The organism is Kineococcus radiotolerans SRS30216 = ATCC BAA-149 (genome assembly GCF_000017305.1).
GTDB lineage: Bacteria > Actinomycetota > Actinomycetes > Actinomycetales > Kineococcaceae > Kineococcus > Kineococcus radiotolerans.
The window spans coordinates 749962-768178 of sequence record NC_009664.2; the positions used below are offsets into that span (position 1 = coordinate 749962).

General features: G+C 73.8%; 15 protein-coding genes. 11 read left to right on the forward strand and 4 right to left on the reverse strand.

Going from position 1 to position 18217, the window contains the following annotated elements:
* Position 1: 1 nt before the first annotated feature.
* The 3 genes from KRAD_RS03730 to KRAD_RS03740 form a co-directional block, all read right to left on the reverse strand.
* Positions 2-2242, reverse strand: a complete 2241-nt coding sequence (locus KRAD_RS03730; RefSeq protein ID WP_011981907.1) for a polyribonucleotide nucleotidyltransferase — start codon at positions 2240-2242, stop codon at positions 2-4.
* 245 nt (positions 2243-2487) lie between these two features.
* A complete protein-coding gene (gene rpsO / locus KRAD_RS03735; protein ID WP_041291885.1) occupies positions 2488-2757 on the reverse strand; it encodes a 30S ribosomal protein S15 in 270 nt (89 codons plus the stop codon).
* A gap of 100 nt (positions 2758-2857) precedes the next feature.
* The gene (locus tag KRAD_RS03740; RefSeq protein WP_011981909.1) at positions 2858-3835 is read right to left on the reverse strand and encodes a bifunctional riboflavin kinase/FAD synthetase; all 978 of its coding nucleotides are present in this window, start codon (positions 3833-3835) and stop codon (positions 2858-2860) included.
* 93 nt (positions 3836-3928) lie between these two features.
* Here KRAD_RS03740 and pgi point away from each other — a divergent pair, with 93 nt between their 5' ends.
* Together pgi and KRAD_RS26500 are read left to right on the forward strand one after the other, a co-directional pair.
* On the forward strand, positions 3929-5614 hold the full coding sequence (pgi, locus tag KRAD_RS03745; RefSeq protein WP_011981910.1) for a glucose-6-phosphate isomerase: 1686 nt from the start codon (positions 3929-3931) through the stop codon (positions 5612-5614).
* 54 nt (positions 5615-5668) lie between these two features.
* Positions 5669-5815 carry a hypothetical protein gene (locus KRAD_RS26500; RefSeq protein WP_011981911.1) on the forward strand — a complete coding sequence of 49 codons (147 nt, stop codon included), beginning with the start codon at positions 5669-5671 and terminating at the stop codon, positions 5813-5815.
* Positions 5816-5818: 3 nt separating this feature from the next.
* On the opposite strand, the gene KRAD_RS03750 is transcribed toward KRAD_RS26500, so the two are convergent.
* Complete coding sequence (locus KRAD_RS03750; RefSeq protein ID WP_041291886.1) at positions 5819-6739, reverse strand: sugar-binding transcriptional regulator; 921 nt, start codon at positions 6737-6739, stop codon at positions 5819-5821.
* 209 nt (positions 6740-6948) lie between these two features.
* Between KRAD_RS03750 and KRAD_RS03755 the strand changes: the two genes are divergently transcribed.
* The 9 genes from KRAD_RS03755 to dxs all read left to right on the forward strand — a co-directional run bounded on the left by KRAD_RS03755 (position 6949) and on the right by dxs (position 18177).
* Positions 6949-7716 (forward strand): GolD/DthD family dehydrogenase, encoded by a 768-nt coding sequence (locus tag KRAD_RS03755; RefSeq protein ID WP_011981913.1) that lies wholly within the window; start codon positions 6949-6951, stop codon positions 7714-7716.
* 77 nt (positions 7717-7793) lie between these two features.
* The gene (locus KRAD_RS03760) at positions 7794-9332 is read left to right on the forward strand and encodes a sugar ABC transporter ATP-binding protein (protein ID WP_011981914.1); all 1539 of its coding nucleotides are present in this window, start codon (positions 7794-7796) and stop codon (positions 9330-9332) included.
* On the forward strand, positions 9329-10330 hold the full coding sequence (locus KRAD_RS03765) for an ABC transporter permease (RefSeq protein WP_011981915.1): 1002 nt from the start codon (positions 9329-9331) through the stop codon (positions 10328-10330). The genes KRAD_RS03760 and KRAD_RS03765 overlap by 4 nt, the downstream gene beginning before the upstream one ends.
* Before the next feature lie 91 nt (positions 10331-10421).
* Positions 10422-11486: a substrate-binding domain-containing protein gene (locus KRAD_RS03770; RefSeq protein WP_049821405.1), complete on the forward strand. Its 1065-nt coding sequence runs from the start codon at positions 10422-10424 to the stop codon at positions 11484-11486.
* Positions 11483-12190 carry a GolD/DthD family dehydrogenase gene (locus KRAD_RS03775; RefSeq protein ID WP_011981917.1) on the forward strand — a complete coding sequence of 236 codons (708 nt, stop codon included), beginning with the start codon at positions 11483-11485 and terminating at the stop codon, positions 12188-12190. Before KRAD_RS03770 ends, KRAD_RS03775 begins: the two co-directional genes overlap by 4 nt.
* An 89-nt stretch (positions 12191-12279) precedes the next feature.
* Positions 12280-13335 carry an NAD(P)-dependent alcohol dehydrogenase gene (locus tag KRAD_RS03780; RefSeq protein ID WP_011981918.1) on the forward strand — a complete coding sequence of 352 codons (1056 nt, stop codon included), beginning with the start codon at positions 12280-12282 and terminating at the stop codon, positions 13333-13335.
* Positions 13336-13346: 11 nt separating this feature from the next.
* The gene (locus KRAD_RS03785; protein ID WP_011981919.1) at positions 13347-14117 is read left to right on the forward strand and encodes an SDR family NAD(P)-dependent oxidoreductase; all 771 of its coding nucleotides are present in this window, start codon (positions 13347-13349) and stop codon (positions 14115-14117) included.
* A 30-nt stretch (positions 14118-14147) separates the two neighbouring features.
* Entirely contained in the window at positions 14148-16175 is a 2028-nt protein-coding gene (locus KRAD_RS03790) for a TPM domain-containing protein (protein ID WP_049821062.1), read from the forward strand.
* 58 nt (positions 16176-16233) lie between these two features.
* A complete protein-coding gene (gene dxs / locus KRAD_RS03795) occupies positions 16234-18177 on the forward strand; it encodes a 1-deoxy-D-xylulose-5-phosphate synthase (RefSeq protein WP_011981921.1) in 1944 nt (647 codons plus the stop codon).
* Positions 18178-18217: the final 40 nt, after the last annotated feature.

Genomic DNA, 18217 nt, shown 5'->3' on the forward strand with positions numbered 1-18217 from the left:
GTCAGGCGTCGGCCGGTTCCGCGGCGGCGGCTTCCGCGGAAGCCTCCTCCGCGACGACGGGGACGAGGGACAGCTTGCCCCGCGGGTCGATCTCGGCGATCTCGACCTGGACCTTCTGGCCCACCGCGACGACGTCCTCGACGTTGTCCACGCGCTTGCCGCCGGAGAGCTTGCGCAGCTGCGAGATGTGCAGCAGGCCGTCCTTGCCGGGCATGAGCGAGACGAACGCGCCGAAGGTCGTCGTCTTCACGACGGTGCCGAGGTAGCGCTCGCCGACCTCGGGCATCGTCGGGTTGGCGATGGCGTTGACCGCTGCGCGGGCCGCCTCCGCCGAGGGGCCGTCGACGGCCCCGATGAACACCGTGCCGTCGTCCTCGATGGAGATGTCGGCGCCGGTGTCCTCCTGGATCTGGTTGATCATCTTGCCCTTGGGCCCGATGACCTCGCCGATCTTGTCCACGGGGACCTTCACGGTGATGATCCGCGGCGCGGTCGGCGACATCTCGTCCGGGGCGTCGATGGCCTCGGCCATGACGTCGAGGATGTGCAGGCGCGCGTCGCGGGCCTGGGTCAGCGCACCGGCCAGCACCGAGGCGGGGATGCCGTCGAGCTTGGTGTCGAGCTGGATGGCGGTGACGAACTCCTTGGTCCCGGCGACCTTGAAGTCCATGTCGCCGAAGGCGTCCTCGGCCCCGAGGATGTCGGTCAGCGCCGCGTAGCGGGTCTCGCCGTCGACGGTGTCGGAGATGAGGCCCATGGCGATGCCGGCCACGGCCGCGCGCAGCGGGACACCGGCGTTGAGCAGCGACAGCGTCGAGGCGCAGACCGAGCCCATCGAGGTGGAGCCGTTGGAGCCCAGCGCCTCGGAGACCTGGCGGATCGCGTAGGGGAAGTCCTCGCGGGCCGGCAGCACCGGCACCAGGGCGCGCTCGGCGAGGGCGCCGTGGCCGATCTCGCGGCGCTTGGGCGAGCCCACGCGGCCGGTCTCGCCGGTGGAGTACGGCGGGAAGTTGTAGTTGTGCATGTAGCGCTTGCGCGTCACCGGGGACAGCGTGTCCAGCTGCTGCTCCATGCGGAGCATGTTCAGCGTGGTGACGCCCAGGATCTGGGTCTCGCCGCGCTCGAAGAGGGCCGAGCCGTGCACGCGGGGCAGGACCTCGACCTCGGCGGACAGCGTCCGGATGTCGGCCAGGCCGCGGCCGTCGATGCGGACCCCGTCCTTGAGGACGCGCTGGCGGATCAGCGCCTTCTGCACCGAGCGGTAGGCCGCGGAGACCTCCTTCTCGCGACCGGCGAACGCGTCGGCGAGCTGGGCCTTGACGGCCTCCTTGACCTCGTCGATCCGCGTCTCACGGTCCTGCTTGCCGCCGATCTGCAGCGCGGCGGTGAGGTCGGCCGAGGCCGCCTCGAACACGGCCTGGTAGACGTCGTCCTGGTAGTCCGGGAACGTCGGGAAGGCGGCCGTGGGCTTGGCGGCGGTGGCGGCCACCTCGGCCTGCGCGCGCACCAGCTCCGCGATGAAGGGCTTGGCGGCCTCGAGGCCGGCGGCCACGACCTCCTCGGTGGGGGCGGTCGCGCCCTGGTCCTTGATGAGGTTCCAGGAGCCCTCGGTCGCCTCGGCCTCGACCATCATGATCGCGACGTCCTGCGAGCCGTCGGCGGTGGTCACGACGCGGCCGGCGACGACCATGTCGAAGACGGCGCGCTCGAGCTCGGAGTAGCGCGGGAAGGCGACCCACTGGCCGTCGATGAGGGCGATGCGCACCCCGCCGATGGGGCCGGAGAACGGCAGGCCCGAGAGCTGGGTGGAGAGGGACGCGACGTTGATGGCCACGACGTCGTAGGCGTCGTCGGGGTGCAGGGCCATGACGGAGACGACGACCTGGACCTCGTTGCGCAGGCCCTTGACGAAGCTGGGGCGCAGGGGGCGGTCGATGAGGCGGCAGGTCAGGATCGCCTCGGTCGAGGGGCGGCCCTCGCGGCGGAAGAACGAGCCGGGGATCTTGCCGGCGGCGTAGCTGCGCTCCTCGACGTCCACCGTCAGGGGGAAGAAGTCGAACTGGTCCTTCGGGGACTTGCCGGCGGTGGTCGCGCTCAGCAGGAAGGACTCGCCGTCGAGGTAGACCGCGGCGGACCCGGCGGCCTGCTTGGCGAGGCGCCCGGTCTCGAAGCGGATGGTGCGGGTGCCGAACGAGCCGTTGTCGATGACGGCTTCGGCGGCGGTGATCTCAGGACCCTCCAAGGGGTTCCTCCTCCGGTGTGCGCGGCACCCGCGCGCCCCGGCCTTCGATCGAGGCCCACGGAAGCTGGTGGTCGTGCTGCTTCCGGAGGCCACTACCGAGGACCGGTCGACGCTGCGCGGTGCCGCTGGGTGTGCGTGTGCTCCTGGGTCGTGCACTCAGGAGTCTGCCGCGAGTGCGGCGGGAATGCGCAACAGGGGTGGACCCGAGTGTCGGGACCACCCCTGCTGTCAGGCCCCTGACGAGGTCAGCGGCGGATGCCGAGCCGCTCGATGATCGAGCGGTAGCGGTTGATGTCCTTCTTGGCCATGTACTTCAGCAGGTTGCGGCGCTGACCGACCAGCAGCAGCAGACCACGACGGCTGTGGTGGTCGTGCTGGTGCGTCTTGAGGTGCTCGGTCAGGTCGCGGATGCGCTGCGTCAGCATCGCCACCTGGACCTCCGGCGAGCCGGTGTCACCCTCGCTGGTGGCGTACTCGGCCATGATGCTCTTCTTCACTGCGGCGTCGAGGGGCACTCGTCTCTCCTTGCACTCGTTGCGCGGTGCCACGGGGCTCGTCCACCCGGGCTCTCTGGATCCGCGGCCGATCGAACGGCAGGCTCCAGACTAGCAGCGGTCAGGATCCGTCCCCGCCGAGCAGGATCCGCCGGCAGGCGGCGACGTCGCGCTCCATCTGCTCCACCAGCGCCTCCACGCCGTCGAAGCGCAGCGTGGGGCGCAGGCGGGCGACGAGGTCGAGGTCGACGCGCTCGCCGTAGAGGTCCAGCCCGCGCTGCTCCAGACCGGGCTGGGGCAGGCAGTACGCCTCCACCTGCCGGTGGAGGCCGTCGAAGGTGGGGTTGGTGCCGATGGAGACCGCGGCCGCCAGCCGCTGCCCCGAGGGGCGGGTCAGCCAGCCCGCGTAGACCCCGTCGGCGGGGACGAGGCCGTCGGCGCGGTCGGTGTCGAGGTTCGCCGTCGGGTACCCCAGCTCGCGGCCGCGGTGGTCGCCGTGCACGACGGTGGAGGTGATCCGGTGCGGGTGGCCCAGCACCGCCGCCGCCCGCGCCACGTCGCCCTCGGCCAGGGCCGCGCGCACCGCCGTGGACGACCAGCGCGGGGAGCCGGCGCGGTTCCCCGGGTCCCCGAGGTCCTCCAGCACGACGACCTCGAAGCCGAAGCGCTCCCCCAGCCCCTGCATCGTGGTGAGGTCGCCGGAGTTGCCCGCCCCGAAGCGCACGTCGTGACCCACCACCACGACGGCCGCGCGCAGCGCGCCGACGAAGACGTCCTCGACGAAGCGCTCGGGGCTCCAGCCCGCGAGCTCCCGGGTGAAGGGCAGCACGAGGACGGCGTCCAGACCGGTCGCGGCCACCAGGTCGAGCCGGCGGTCCAGGCCCGTGAGCAGGCCGGGGGCGCGCTCGGGGTCGAGCACCTGCAGCGGGTGCGGGTCGAAGGTGACCGCCACCGAGCGCAGGCCCCGCCCGCGGGCGAGCCCGACGACCTCCCCGAGCACGGCGGCGTGGCCGCGGTGGACGCCGTCGAAGTTGCCGATGGTGACCACCGACGGGCCGAACCCGGGTCCGACGTCTGAGAGGCCATCCCACCGCTGCACGCGAACACTGTGCCAGCAGCCGGTCGCGCGACCCGCACGCGGGCTGGCTAGCGTCTCTCCCCGAGAGCAGTCGCCGGAACGCTGGAGGACGAGATGAACGCAGGACCCGTCGACCCGACCACCACCGCCGCGTGGTCGTCGCTGAGCGAGCACCGCTCGGCGACCACCCCGGACCTGCGCGGCTGGTTCGCCGCCGACCCCGCCCGCGCGCGGGACCTAACCCTCGACGTGGCCGACCTGCACGTGGACCTGTCCAAGAACCTCGTCACCGCCGACACCGTCGCCCTGCTGCTGCAGCTGGCCGAGCAGACCGGCGTCCTGGCCCGCCGCGACGCCATGCTCGCCGGCGAGCACGTCAACGTCACCGAGGACCGCGCCGTGCTGCACACCGCGCTGCGCCGCCCCGCCGGGGCCTCCCCCGCCCTGGAGGTCGACGGGCAGGACGTCGACGGCGACGTCCAGGCCGAGCTGGCCAAGGTGTTCACCTTCGCCGACGCCGTCCGCTCCGGGGAGTGGAGGGGCGTCACCGGCAAGGCCATCACCACGGTCGTGAACATCGGCATCGGCGGCTCCGACCTTGGCCCGGTCATGGCCTACGAGGCGCTCAAGCCGTCCGTGCGCGCCGGGCTGGAGTGCCGCTTCGTCTCCAACATCGACCCCACCGACGTGGCCGAGACGACGAAGGACCTCGACCCGGAGACGACGCTGTTCATCGTCGCCTCCAAGACCTTCGGGACGCTGGAGACGCTGACCAACGCCCGGCTGGCGCGGGCCTGGCTGTGGCGGGGGCTGGCCGCGGCGGGCGTGCTCGCCGACTCCGACGAGGCCCGCCAGGAGGCCGTGGCCAAGCACTTCGTCGCGGTGTCCACCGCGCTGGACAAGGTCGCGGCCTTCGGGATCGACCCGGCCAACGCGTTCGGCTTCTGGGACTGGGTGGGCGGGCGCTACTCCGTCGACTCCGCCATCGGCACCTCGCTGGCCGTCGCGATCGGGCCGGAGGCCTTCCGCGAGTTCCTGGCCGGCTTCCACGCCGTCGACGAGCACTTCCGCACCACCGCCCCCGAGCGCAACGTGCCGCTGCTCATGGGCCTGCTCAACGTCTGGTACGTGAACTTCCTGGACGCCCACACCCACGCGGTCCTGCCGTACTCGCAGTACCTGCACCGGTTCCCGGCGTACCTGCAGCAGCTCACGATGGAGTCGAACGGCAAGTCCGTCCGCTACGACGGCGAGCCCGTCACCACCCACACCGGCGAGGTGTTCTGGGGAGAGCCCGGCACCAACGGCCAGCACGCGTTCTACCAGCTGATCCACCAGGGCACCCGGATCGTCCCCAGCGACTTCATCGCCTTCGCCACCCCGGCCCACCCCCTCGTGGACGGCGACGCGGACGTGCACGCGCTGTTCATGGCGAACTTCTTCGCCCAGACCAAGGCGCTGGCCTTCGGCAAGACCGCCGAGGAGGTGCGCGCCGAGGGGACGGCCGAGGACGTGGTGGCGGCGCGGGTGTTCTCCGGCAACCGCCCGACGACCTCGATCATGGCCCCGTCGCTGACCCCCGCGGTGCTCGGGCAGCTCATCGCCCTCTACGAGCACGTCACCTTCGTCGAGGGCGCGGTCTGGGGCATCGACAGCTTCGACCAGTGGGGCGTGGAGCTGGGCAAGAAGCTGGCGCTGGAGATCGCGCCCGCCCTCACCGGGGACACCGCCGCGCTGGAGGCCCAGGACCCCTCGACGGGGGCGCTCATCCGGTACTACCTGGAGCACCGCCGCGACTGACGCGCCGCACCGCCGGGTGAGGGTGACCTCACCCGGCGGTGTTACGTTGCGCGCGTGAGCAAGAAGCGGGACCTGCCGAAGTCCAAGTGCTGCGAGTCGAAGGACAGGTGCCGGCGCTGCCCCCTCCGGATGCTCAAGGAGGGCACGCTGCCCGCCGGGTACACCGTGCAGAAGCGCCGGCTGGTCAAGCTCGGGAAGTAGCGCTCAGCGCCGGCGGAGCAGCCGGCGCGCGAGGTGCACGTCGGTGACGACGGAGTTCAGCAACCCCGACGTGAGGATCGCGTGGACCGCGGTCGTCTTCCCCCGTCCGCCCCCGACCCCGATCACGTCGGGGACCGCCCGCAGCTGGGCCTCGCTGATGGCGACGCGCCGCGCGTCGAGGCCGAGCACCCGGCGCCCCTCGGCGTCGAGGAGCAGGGCTCCCGTCTCGCCGACGACACCGCTGGCGGCGAAGCGCGCGGTCTCCTCGTCCCCGATGAGGGCGGGGATCTGGGACAGCTCGTGCGACCAGGCGCCGATGGCGACGACGGCCTTGGTGACCCGCGCGTAGGCGGCGAAGGTGGAGCGGAAGGCGCGGTGGGAGCGCATCGCCTCGGCGGTGCGGGAGTCGGCGACCACGATGGGCGCGAACAGCGAGAAGACGCGCCCGCCGCTGGCCTCGCTGACGACGCGGGTGATGTCGGTGGCGGTGTCCCCCAGCGCGCCGCCCATCCCGGTGATCTGGACGACGTCGCAGCCGGCGATCCCGCCGAGGTGCCCCGTCATCTCCCGCAGCGTCCGGCCGCAGTCGATCCCGAGCACGTCGTCGCCGGTGACGACCTCCCGCAGCAGCTCCCCCGCGACCTGGCCCAGGGGCCCGCGCACGCGGGTCTCGTCCGCGGCCTGCACCGCGAGCGCGCGTCGCAGCCCGTAGCGCAGCCGCAGCTCCTCGGAGAGCTCGTAGTCGATCCCGGCCGGGGCCCGGACCTCGATCCGCACGATGCCGGCCTCGCGGGCGGCCTGCAGGATGCGCCCGACCTTGAACCGGGACAACCCGCGCTCGTTGCCGATGTCGACGCGCGACACCCCGTCGACGTAGTGCCGTCGGGCGATGGCGACGAGTTCGGTCAGTTCCTCGGGTCCCACCCGCTCATCCGAGCAGACGCGAGCGCACGAGTGCACAGGCGTTGCTCATGTGAGCAGCCGTGTTGACCGCCTGAGCGGCCGGTCGCAGGATCCCGGTGCGGAAGGCCGGTTCGCGACGGAGCGGGAGCAGGCCGACGCGCGCACCGTCCGGGACGCCCCGAGCCCCGGCCCCCCCGCGGACCACCGCACCCCTGGAACGGAGAACGACCGTGACCACCACCGAACCCGCCGACGCCGACGTCGACCTGTCGTTCCGCCTCGACGGCCGCACCGCCCTCATCACCGGCGCCGCCTCCGGCATCGGCAGCGCCATCGCCGGGGCCTTCGCCGCGGCCGGGGCCCGGGTCGTGGCCGTCGACCTGGACGGCGAGGCGGCCCGGGCCCGGGCCGCCGAGCTCGGGGACGGGCACGTCGGCCTCACCGGGAACGTCGCCGACCCGGGCTCCGTGGCGGAGTTCGCGGCGGCCGCCGGCCCGGTCGACGTGCTGGTGACCTGCGCGGGCATCGTCGACCTCGCCCCGGCCGAGGACCTCGACCCGGCCGTGTTCGTCCGCACCCTGTCGATCAACCTCACCGGCACGTTCCTCACCGCCCAGGCCGTCGGGCGCGGGATGCTCGAACGCGGCCGCGGGAAGGTCATCACGATGGCCTCGCAGGCCGCCACGGTGGCCCTCGACGGGCACGCCGCCTACTGCGCCTCCAAGGCCGGTGTCGTGGGCCTGACCAAGGTGCTGGCCTCGGAGTGGGCCGGGCGCGGGGTCACCGCGAACTCCATCTCCCCCACCGTCGTGCTCACCGAGCTCGGCCGCAAGGCGTGGGACGGCCCCAAGGGCGAGGCGGCCAAGGCCGCGATCCCCACCGGCCGCTTCGCCCTGCCCCGCGAGATCGCCGGGGCGGCGCTGTTCCTCGCCTCGGGCGCCTCCGACATGGTCAACGGCGCCGACCTCGTCGTCGACGGCGGCTACACGATCCGCTGAACGGAACCCCCGATGAACCCCGTGAGCAGCACCCTCCCGCAGGTCCCCGCGGCGCACCGGAGGACGTGGTGAGCCCCGTGACCACCGGCACCGTCCTGGAGTGCCGGGACCTGCGCAAGTCCTTCGGCGGCGTCCCCGTCCTGCGGGGCGTCTCCCTCGCCCTGGAACCCGGCACGGTCACCGCGCTGGCCGGGGAGAACGGCGCCGGCAAGTCGACGATGATGAAGATCGCCGCCGGCCAGTACCGCGCGGACGAGGGTTCGGTCCTCGTCCGGGGGGAGGAGCTGTCCGCCGGCAGCATCCGCGACTCCCACCGCCTCGGCGTGGCCATCGTCCCGCAGGAACTGGCCTCCATCGCCCACATGACGGTCTACGAGAACCTCTTCGTGGGCCGCGAGCTGACGACGCGGCTGGGCACCCTGGACCGGCGCCGGATGGCCTCGGAGTCGGCGCAGCTGCTGGAGGTGTTCGGGGTCGCCATCGACCCCGGCGCCCGGATGGGCACCCTGCCGGTGGGCCTGCAGCAGATCGTCGAGATCGTCAAGAACTCCAGCCGCGGCGCGCAGGTCGTCCTGCTCGACGAACCCAGTTCGGCCATCTCCGAGCGCGAGGTGGAGGGCCTCTACCGGGTCGTGCGGCAACTGCGCGACTCCGGGGTGGCCATCGTGTTCACCACGCACAAGATGGCCGAGATCCGCGACCTCGCCGACCGCGTCGTCGTGCTGCGCGACGGCGGGCTCGTCCTCGACGAGGCCATGGCCGACGTCTCCGACGACGACATCGTCACCGCGATGATCGGCCGCGAGCTGGAGGACCTCTTCCCGCCCCTGCACACCGTGCCCACCGACGCCGAGCAGGTGCTGCAGGTCCGCGACCTCGCCGTCGCGGGCCAGGGCGGCACCGTGAGCCTGGAGGTGCGCCGCGGGGAGATCCTCGGGCTCGCCGGGCTCGTCGGCGCGGGCCGCACCGAACTGCTGGAGGGGATCTTCGGGGTCCGGGCCACTACCGCCGGGCACGTCAGCGTCGCCGGGCGCGAGGTGAAGCGCAGGAGCCCCGCCGCCGCGATCACCGCGGGCATGGCGCTGGTCCCCGAGGACCGCAAGCACGCCGGCGCCGTCATGGGGCTCTCGGTGCTGGACAACGGGACCCTGCCCCGGCTCGCGAAGTTCTCCGTCGCGGGCTGGCTCCGGGGCGCCTCCCGCAGCCGCGCCGTCGGCGAGGCCATGGACTCCGTCCGGCTGCGCAGCCGCGGCCTCTCCCAGGACGTCGGCACCCTCTCCGGCGGGAACCAGCAGAAGGTCGTGCTGGCCCGCTGGCTCACCGAGCACGTCGACGTCCTGCTGCTGGACGAACCGACCCGCGGCGTCGACGTCGGCGCCCGCTCGGAGATCTACCGCATCATCTCCGAGCTCGCCGCGGCCGGCATGGCCGTCGTCATGGCGTCCTCGGACATGACCGAGGTGCTGGGGCTGTCCCACCGCGCGCTCGTCCTGCGCGACGGCGGGGTCGCCGCGGAACTCACCCGCGACCAGCTCGACTCCCCCGACGTCCAGGAACTCATCTTCCGGCTCAGTTCCGGTCTCGCTCCCCGTGACGACACGAAGGACCCCCGATGACCACCACCACCCAGCTCGACACGACCCCGGCTCCCGCGGAGCGGCGGCGGTTCTCCCGGGAGTGGATCCTCGCCCAGCTCATCCGCCGCGCCATGCTCATCGTGATGCTGCTGGTCATCGCGTTCTTCAGCTACCGCAGCCTGCGGTTCTCCTCCCCGGAGAACCTGCAGAACATCCTCATCGCGGCGGCGCCGTTCGCGCTCATCGCCCTCGGCCAGACCCTGGTCATCCTCACCGGCGGCATCGACCTCTCGGTCGGGTCGGTCATCGCGGTCGCCGGGATGACCTCGGCCGCGGTGGCCAAGGCCAACCCCGGCCAGGTGTGGCTGACCGTGCTCTCCGCGATGGCGGTGGGCCTGCTGGCCGGCACCGTCAACGGCATCCTCGTCTCCAGGATCGACGTGCCCCCGTTCATCGCCACCCTGGGCATGCTCACCGCCGGTTCCGGCATCGCCTACGTCATCGGCGGCGGTGCCCCCATCAACGGCCTGCCCGCGGAGTTCGGCAGCATCGCCAACACCAAGGTCCTCGGCCTGCAGATCCCGGTCATCGTCATGATCGTCGGCATCGTGCTGCTGGGGATCGTCATGCGCCGCACGGCCTACGGCATGCGCGTCTACGCCGTCGGTGGCAACCGCGTCGCCGCCGAGATCGCCGGGGTCAACGCCCGGCGCACCCTGTTCAGCGTCTACGCCGTCAGCGGCCTGCTCGCCGGCCTGTCCGGGGTCATGCTCGCCTCGCGCGTCATCTCCGGTCCCCCCAACCTCGGCCAGGGCTACGAGCTCGACGCGATCGCCGCCGTCGTCATCGGCGGCGCCAGCCTCATGGGCGGGCGCGGCACGGTCTGGGGCACGGCCCTGGGCCTGCTGCTCATCCAGACCCTCAACAACGGCCTCGACCTCCTGCTCGTCCCCGCCTACTGGCAGGACGTCATCAAGGGCGTCCTCATCGTCGCCGCCGTCGCGGTCGACGTGTGGTCGACCAGGCGCCGGGCCTGACCGCTCCCCGACCCACCCGTTCCCGCTCCACCCCGTTCCCCCGCGACCTCGATCGAAGGAGACCACCGTGTCGCCGTCCACCCCCACCCCGCTGTCCCGCCGGACCCTGTTCAGCGGCGCCTTCGGCGTCGGCGCCCTGTCCCTGGCCCTGTCCGCCTGCGGCGCCGGGGACCCCAACGCCGACTCCGGCGGCAGCGGCTCGTCCGAGGGCCCGAAGAAGCTGCGCGTCGGCGTCAGCGTCTACGACATGAGCTCGTTCATCACCGCCGGCAAGGAGGGGATGGACGCCTACGCGGAGGCGAAGGGCATCGAGCTGCTCTGGAACTCCGCGAACCTCGACGTCAACACCCAGGCCAGCCAGGTCGACCAGTACGTCAACGCCGGGGTCGACGCCATCATCGTCGTCCCCGTGCAGGCGGACTCCCTGCAGCCGCAGGTCGCCTCGGCCAAGGCCGCGGGGATCCCGCTGCTGGCCGTCAACGCCGAGCTGAACTCCACCGACATCGCCGGCAACGTCCAGCCCGACGACGTCGCGGCCGGCGAGGCGCAGATGCAGATGATGGCCGACGCCATCGGGGGCAAGGGCGGCATCGTGGTGCTGCAGGGCCCGCTGGGGCAGTCCGGGGAGCTCAACCGCACCAAGGGCATCGAGAACGTCCTGGCCAAGTACCCCGACATCGAGGTGCTGGCCAAGGACACCGCGAACTGGAAGCGCGACGAGGCCGTCAACAAGGTCAAGAACTGGATCTCCGCGTTCGGGGCCCGGATCACCGGGGTCGTGGCCGAGAACGACGACATGGGCCTCGGCGCGCTGCAGGCGCTCAAGGAGTCCGGCGTCACCCTCCCCGTGGTCGGCATCGACGGCATCGAGGACGGCCTCAACGCCGTCAAGAGCGGTGAGTTCATCGGGACGATGCTGCAGAACGGCACCGTGGAGCTCTCCGCGGGCCTGGCGGTGGCGGCGGCCATCGCCAACGGCGAGGACGTGAACACCGAGCCGGTCTACAAGATGCCCAAGATCACCAAGGAGAACGTCGACATCGCCATCCAGCACGTCGTCACCGACCGGGCCGCGTTCCTGGAGCAGCTGCCGGAGATGACCGAGGAGAACCTCGCCACCGGCGACATCGCGGCCGAGGGGATCACCGGGGCGTGACCCCGCCGCGCGTCGCCCTGGTGACCGGGGGCGCCGGCGGCATCGGTGCGGCCGTCGTCGCCGCCCTCGAGGCCGAGGGCACCCGGGTCGCGGTCCTCGACCGCACCGAGACGTCGCTGGGCGAGCTGCAGGTCGGCGCGGACACGACCGACCCCGCCCAGGTGCGGGCGGCGGTCGACGAGGTCGTGGCTCGCGCCGGGCGGCTCGACGTCCTGGTGAACTGCGCCGGGGTGGCCACCATCGCCCCGGCGCTGGAGATCGACCTGGCCGGGTGGGAACGCACCGTCGCGGTCAACCTGACCGGGGCGTTCGTGGTCGCGCAGACCGTGGCCCGCCACCTCGCCGCCCACGGCGGCGGGCGGATCGTGACCATCGCCTCCCAGGCCGCCACCGTCGGGCTGGCGGGCCACGTGGCCTACGCGGCGTCCAAGGCGGGGCTGCTGGGGATGACCCGCACCCTCGCCCTGGAGTGGGGACCGCTGGGGATCACGGTGAACACCGTCTCCCCCACCGTCGTGCTCACCCCGCTGGCCCGGCCGAACTGGGAGAACCCGGCCGGGGAGGCGCTGCGGGCGCAGATCCCGGTCGGCCGGTTCGCCGAACCGGAGGAGGTGGCCGCGGCCGTCGTGTTCCTCACCGGTCCCGGGGCGGCCATGGTCAACGGGCACGACCTGGTCGTCGACGGCGGGTACACCGTCCGCTGACCCTCCCCCGCCCGGCCCGGGCCCGGGCGGGCACCCTTGTCCCCGCAGCACCCGAACACCCGCCGCCACGGCAGCTAGGAGAGTCGCAGATGACCACCACCGCCCAGGGTCCGATCCCCACGAGCATGCGGGCCAGCGTCCTGCTGGAGCAGGGGGTGATCGAGATGCAGGAACGGCCGGTGCCGACGCCCGGTGACGGGGAGGTGCTGGTCCGGGTCGGCTCGGTCGGCGTGTGCGGGTCGGACGTGCACTACTACAAGCACGGACGGATCGGCGACATGGTCGTCACCGCCCCCATCGTCCTGGGCCACGAGGTGTCCGGCACCGTCGTCGGCGTCGGGCGCGGGGTGAGCGAGGACCGCGTGGGCGACCGCGTCGCGCTCGACCCGCAGGTGCCCTGCCGGCAGTGCCGGCAGTGCAAGACCGGGCGGTCGAACCTGTGCCCGTTCATGGAGTTCTACGCGACCCCGCCCTTCGACGGGACGTTCTGCGACTACGTGACCGCGCCCGCGGACCAGGCGTTCACGGTGCCGGACAGCCTGTCCGACGAGTCCGCGGCGCTGCTGGAACCGCTGAGCGTCGGCCTGTGGGCCGCGCACAAGGCCGACGTCGGCCCCGGGGACCAGGTCCTCATCGCCGGCGCCGGCCCGATCGGGGCGATGTGCGCGCAGGCCGTCCGCGCCCGCGGGGTCACCGACGTCGTCGTCACCGACTTCGTCGACTCCCGCCGCGAGCGCATCACCTCCTTCGGGGCGAGCCGCTCGCTGCACCCGGTGGCCGACGCCGCCGAGATCGCGGAGATCCGCGCCGACGCGTTCATCGACTGCTCGGGGGCGACCCCGGCGGTGGTCTCCGGCATCCGCAGCACCCGCGGCGGCGGGACCGTCGTCCTCGTGGGGCTGGGCGCGGAGGAGATGCCGCTGCCGGTGCAGCTCATCGCCACCCGCGAGATCAACGTCACCGGGGTGTTCCGCTACGTCGACACCTGGCCCCGGGGCATCGCGCTGACCACCTCCGGCGCCGTCCACCTCGACGACATGGTGACGGCCCGGTACCCGCTGGAGCAGGTGGAGGACGCGCTGAACGCGGACTCCGACCCGCTGAGCATGAAGGCCGTCGTCGTCGTGAACCCGTCCCAGGACTGAGGAGCAGACCCGTGAGCGTGCTGGACAAGTTCTCCCTGCAGGGCAAGGTCGCCCTCGTCACCGGCGGCTACAAGGGGCTGGGGCGCGGTTTCGCCCAGGCCCTGGCCGAGGCCGGCGCCGACGTCGTCGTCGCCGCCCGCGACGAGGCCGCGTCGGTGGCGGCGGCGGCGGAGATCGCCGCCTCGACCGGGCGCCGGACCCTGGGCCTGCGCCTGGACGTCACCTCCCGGCCGGAGGTGGAGGCCGCCGTGGCCCGCGTCACCGCCGAGCTCGGCCGCTTCGACGTGCTCGTCAACAACGCCGGGACCTGCGTGCACCGCCCCGCGCTGGAGGTGACCGACGAGGAGTACGACGACGTCATCACCACCAACCTCAAGGGGGTCTGGCTGCCCAGCGTCGTCACCGCGGCGTGGATGGCCGAGCACGGCGGCGGGTCGATCGTCAACGTGGGGTCCATCAGCGCCCAGATCGTCAACCGCCCCCAGATGCAGCCGGTGTACAACGCCTCCAAGGCCGCGGTGCACCAGCTGACGAAGTCGCTGGCCGCGGAGTGGGCCCCGCTGGGGATCCGGGTCAACGCGATCGCCCCGGGGTACGTCAAGACCGAGATGGCGCCCGTGGACCGGCCGGAGTTCCGCCGGATGTGGATCGAGGACGCCCCCATGCAGCGCTACTCCTCCCCCGAGGAGATCGCCGCCACGGTCGTCTACCTGGCCTCCGACGCGTCGAGCTTCTCCACGGGCGCGGTCGTGGTCACCGACGGCGGTTACACGCTCTTCTGAGCCCCGGCACCGGTGCGACAGACTGCCCCGGTGCTGCGACCCCGTCCCCCCGCCCTCGCCGCCCTCGTCCTGGCCGGAGCGCTGGTCGGCCTCGCCCCCGCGGCGAGCGCCGTGCCGCCGTTCCGGCTGGCCGAGCAGGTCACCGACCAGGTGGGGGCCCTGGCGGGGCAGGAGCAGCGCGTCACCGACGCCGCGGCGGCGCTGCGCTCGGGCACCGGGGTGCAGCTGTGGGTCGTCTACGTGGACTCCTTCGACGGGTCCGACGGGCAGACCTGGGCGGACCGGACCGCGGTCACCTCCGGCCTCGGCGCCGACGACGTGCTCCTCGCGGTCGCGACGGGCGACCGGGCCTACGCCTACTCCGTCGACGAGGGCTTCCGCCTGGACGATGGCCAGGTCCAGGAGGTCGCCCGCGACACCGAGGCCGAGCTCGCCGACGACGACTGGGCGGGGGCGGCGGTCGCGGGGGCGGAGTCCCTCGACGAGGAGCTGACCGGCACGTCCGGGGCGTCGTCCGCGGCGTCCGGGTCGTCGGCGGGGTTGTGGTGGGCCGTGGGGGGCCTGGCGCTGGCGGGGTTCGTCGTCATCGCGCTCGTCGCGCTGGTGCGGCGGCACCGCTCGCGGCCGGAGGCCACCGGGCCCACCCCGGAGTTCGCGGGCACCCCGACCGAGGCGCTGCGCACGCAGGCGGACACGCTGCTCGTCCAGGCCGACGACGCCGTGCGCTCAGCCGCGCAGGAGCTGCAGTTCGCCGCGGCGGAGTTCGGCACCGCGGCCACCGCGGAGTTCTCCGGGGTGCTGGAGCGGGCCCGGGCGGCGCTGACGCAGGCGTTCACGGCGCGCCAGTCGCTGGAGGACGAGGTGCCCGAGACCGAGGAGCAGCGCCGCCGAGTGCTCGCCGAGGTGATCGCCTCGTGCCGGTCGACGGGGGCCACCCTGGCGGAGGCGTCGGAGGCGGTCGACGCGCTGCGCGACCTCGTCGGGCGCGCCCCCGGGGTGCTGGACGCGCTGGAGGCGCGCCTGCCCGCGCTGCGGGCGCGGGTGGAGCCCGCGCGGGAGCAGCTGTCCCGGCTGGCCGGGGAGTTCGGCGAGCCCGCGCTGGCCTCGGTGGCGGACGCGGTGGCGCAGGCCCGGGACCGCCTCGGGGTGGCCGAGGACGCCTGCGCGCGCGCCCGGGCGGCCCTGGCCGACGCCAGCCGCTCCGGCGAGGTCGTCGACGCCGTGCGGGTCGCGGAGGCGGCGACGGCGCAGGCGGAGCAGCTGCTGGCCGGGGTGGGGCGCACCGAGGAGGACCTGCGGCGGGCGGTGCAGGAGGTGCCCGTCGCGCTCGCCCGGCTGCGGGCGGACGCGCGGACCCCCGTGGAGGCGCCGACGGGGGTGTCGACGGCGGGGTTCGCCTCGGCGGCCGCCGCGGCGCTGGCCGTGGCCGAGGCGAGCGCTGCGCAGGCCGGGAGCGACCCGCTGGGCGCCCTGCACCGGCTGGTCGAGGCGGAACGGGCCCTGGACGACGCGCGGGGGGCCGTCGAGGCGGCGGCGGGCGCGCGCCGGTCGGCCGAGGCGGCGCTGGAGCAGGCGCTGGTCGCGGCCCGCGCGGAGGTCGCCGCGGCCGACGACTTCGTCTCGGCCCGCCGCGGGGCGGTGGGCCCGCAGGCGCGCACCCACCTCGGCGAGGCCCAGCGCCACCTCGAGCGGGCGGTGGCCCTCGCCGGCGCGGACCCGGCCGCCGCGCTCGAGCACGCCCGCCAGGCCGATGCGCTGGCCGAGCGGGCGAGCTCCCGCGCGCACGCCGACGTGAGCTCCTGGTCAAGCGGTGCCGCGGGCCCCTCGGGGGACCTGGGTGCGGTGCTGGGCGGGATCCTGCTGGGCGGCGGACCGCAGCGGTCGCGCGGCGGGTTCGGCGGGTTCGGTGGCGGAGGGTTCAGCGGCGGGTTCGGCGGCGGGTTCGGCGGGCCCGGCCGGGGCGGTTACGGCGGGCGCCCGTCCGGAGGGGGGCGGCGCTCCCCGGGCGGGTCGGGCCGTCCCTCCGGCGGGCGCCGGGGGGCCGGCGGGCGGTTCTGAAGGGCTGCCCGCCCGGAGACGGCCTAAGCTGGCGCCCCGCGCCGCGAGAGGACGACTGGTGACCCTGCTCGAATCCATCCGGTCCCCCCAGGACCTCAAGCGCCTCTCCCCCGCCCAGACGGTGGAGCTCGCCGCCGAGATCCGCCGCTTCCTCGTCGCCGAGGTCGCCAAGACGGGGGGGCACCTGGGCCCCAACCTCGGGGTCGTGGAGCTGACGCTGGCCCTGCACCGGGTCTTCGACTCCCCCAAGGACCCCATCGTCTTCGACACCGGTCACCAGTCCTACGTGCACAAGCTGGTCACCGGCCGTCAGGACTTCTCCCACCTGCGCGAACGGGGCGGTCTGGCCGGCTACCCCCAGCGCAGCGAGTCCGAGCACGACATCGTCGAGTCCTCCCACGCCTCGTCGTCGCTGTCCTGGGCCGACGGCATCTCCCGCGGGTTCCAGCTCAACGGGCAGGCCCACCGCACCGTCGTGGCCGTCGTCGGCGACGGCGCGCTGACCGGGGGCATGACGTGGGAGGCCCTCAACAACATGTCCCACGACAACGACCGCCGGCTGGTCATCGTCGTCAACGACAACGGGCGCTCCTACGAGGCCACGATCGGCGGGATGGCCCGGTTCCTCAGCTCCGTGCGCACCCGCCGCGAGTACCGCACGCTGCACGAGAAGAGCCAGGCCGTGGCCGACCGCTTCGGGGCCCCGGGGCGCGCGGTCTACCGCGGGCTGCGCGGGGGGACCCGGGGGTTCCTGGCCCGGTTCACCGGCAACGAGGCGCTCTACTCCAACCTCGACATCAAGTACGTCGGCCCCGTCGACGGGCACGACCAGCAGGCGCTGGAGGAGGCGCTGCGGCAGGCCCGGGACTACGGGACCCCCGTCATCGTCCACGCCATCACCGAGAAGGGCCACGGCTTCGAGCCGGCCCTGCGCGACCAGGCCGACCAGTTCCACGCCGTGGGCCGGATCGACCCCACCACCGGGGAGTCCCTGGACACCGCCGCGGGGCAGGGGTGGACCTCGGTGTTCGCCGAGGAGATCGCCGACCTCGGCGACCGGGACCCCAAGCTCGTCGCCATCACCGCGGCGATGCTGCGGCCCACGGGGCTGCACCTGTTCCAGCAGCGCCACCCCGACCGGGTCTACGACGTGGGCATCGCCGAGCAGCACGCGGTGACCAGCGCGGCCGGTCTCGCCTACGCCGGCCTGCACCCCGTCGTGGCCGTCTACGCGACGTTCGTCAACCGCGCCTTCGACCAGGTGCTCATGGACGTGGCCCTGCACCGGGCCGGGGTGACGTTCGTGCTCGACCGCGCCGGGGTCACCGGCCCCGACGGGCCCAGCCACCACGGCATGTGGGACCTGGCCCTCCTCCAGGTCGTCCCCGGCATCCGCATCGCCGCGCCCCGCGACGCCGCGACCCTGCGCGAGGAGCTCGCCGAGGCCGTCGCGGTCGACGACGCCCCCACCGTGCTGCGCTGGCCCCGGGGGTCCGTGGGGCCGGCGATCCCCGCCGTGGAGCGCCGCCCCGACGGGGTGGACGTCCTGCGCGAGGCCGCCGGCGGCTCCCGCGACGTCCTGCTCGTCGCCGTGGGGGCCATGGCCGGGACGGCCCTGGAGGCCGCGGCGCTGCTGGAGTCCCAGGGCATCGGCACCACCGTGGTCGACCCGCGCTGGGTCGTGCCCATCGCGCCGTCGCTGGTGGAGCTCTCCCGCGAGCACCGGCTGGTCGTCACCATCGAGGACGGGGTGCGGGTGGGGGGCATCGGCACCCGGCTGCGCCAGGACCTGCGCGCGGCCGACGTCGACACCGGGGTCACCGAGCTCGGGCTGCCCGACCGCTTCCTGGAGCACGCCTCGCGCGCGGAGGTCCTGCAGGACGCCGGGCTCACGGCGCGGGCCATCGCACGCGACGTCATCGACCAGGTCATCGGGACGAAGCTGCCCCAGGCCCGTCCGGTGCGCGAGCACTCCTCCCTCTGGGACGGCCTCGACCACTGACGCGCGGACCCCGGCCCCGCGGCGCGGCCGGGCGCCGCGG

Excerpts from the sequence above, each read along its gene's own strand:
- pgi (WP_011981910.1), top strand. The coding sequence starts at position 3,929 with ATGAACGCAGGACCCGTCGACCCGACCACCACCGCCGCGTGGTCGTCG.
- KRAD_RS03780 (WP_011981918.1), top strand. The coding sequence starts at position 12,280 with ATGACCACCACCGCCCAGGGTCCGATCCCCACGAGCATGCGGGCCAGC.
- KRAD_RS03765 (WP_011981915.1), top strand. The coding sequence starts at position 9,329 with ATGACCACCACCACCCAGCTCGACACGACCCCGGCTCCCGCGGAGCGG.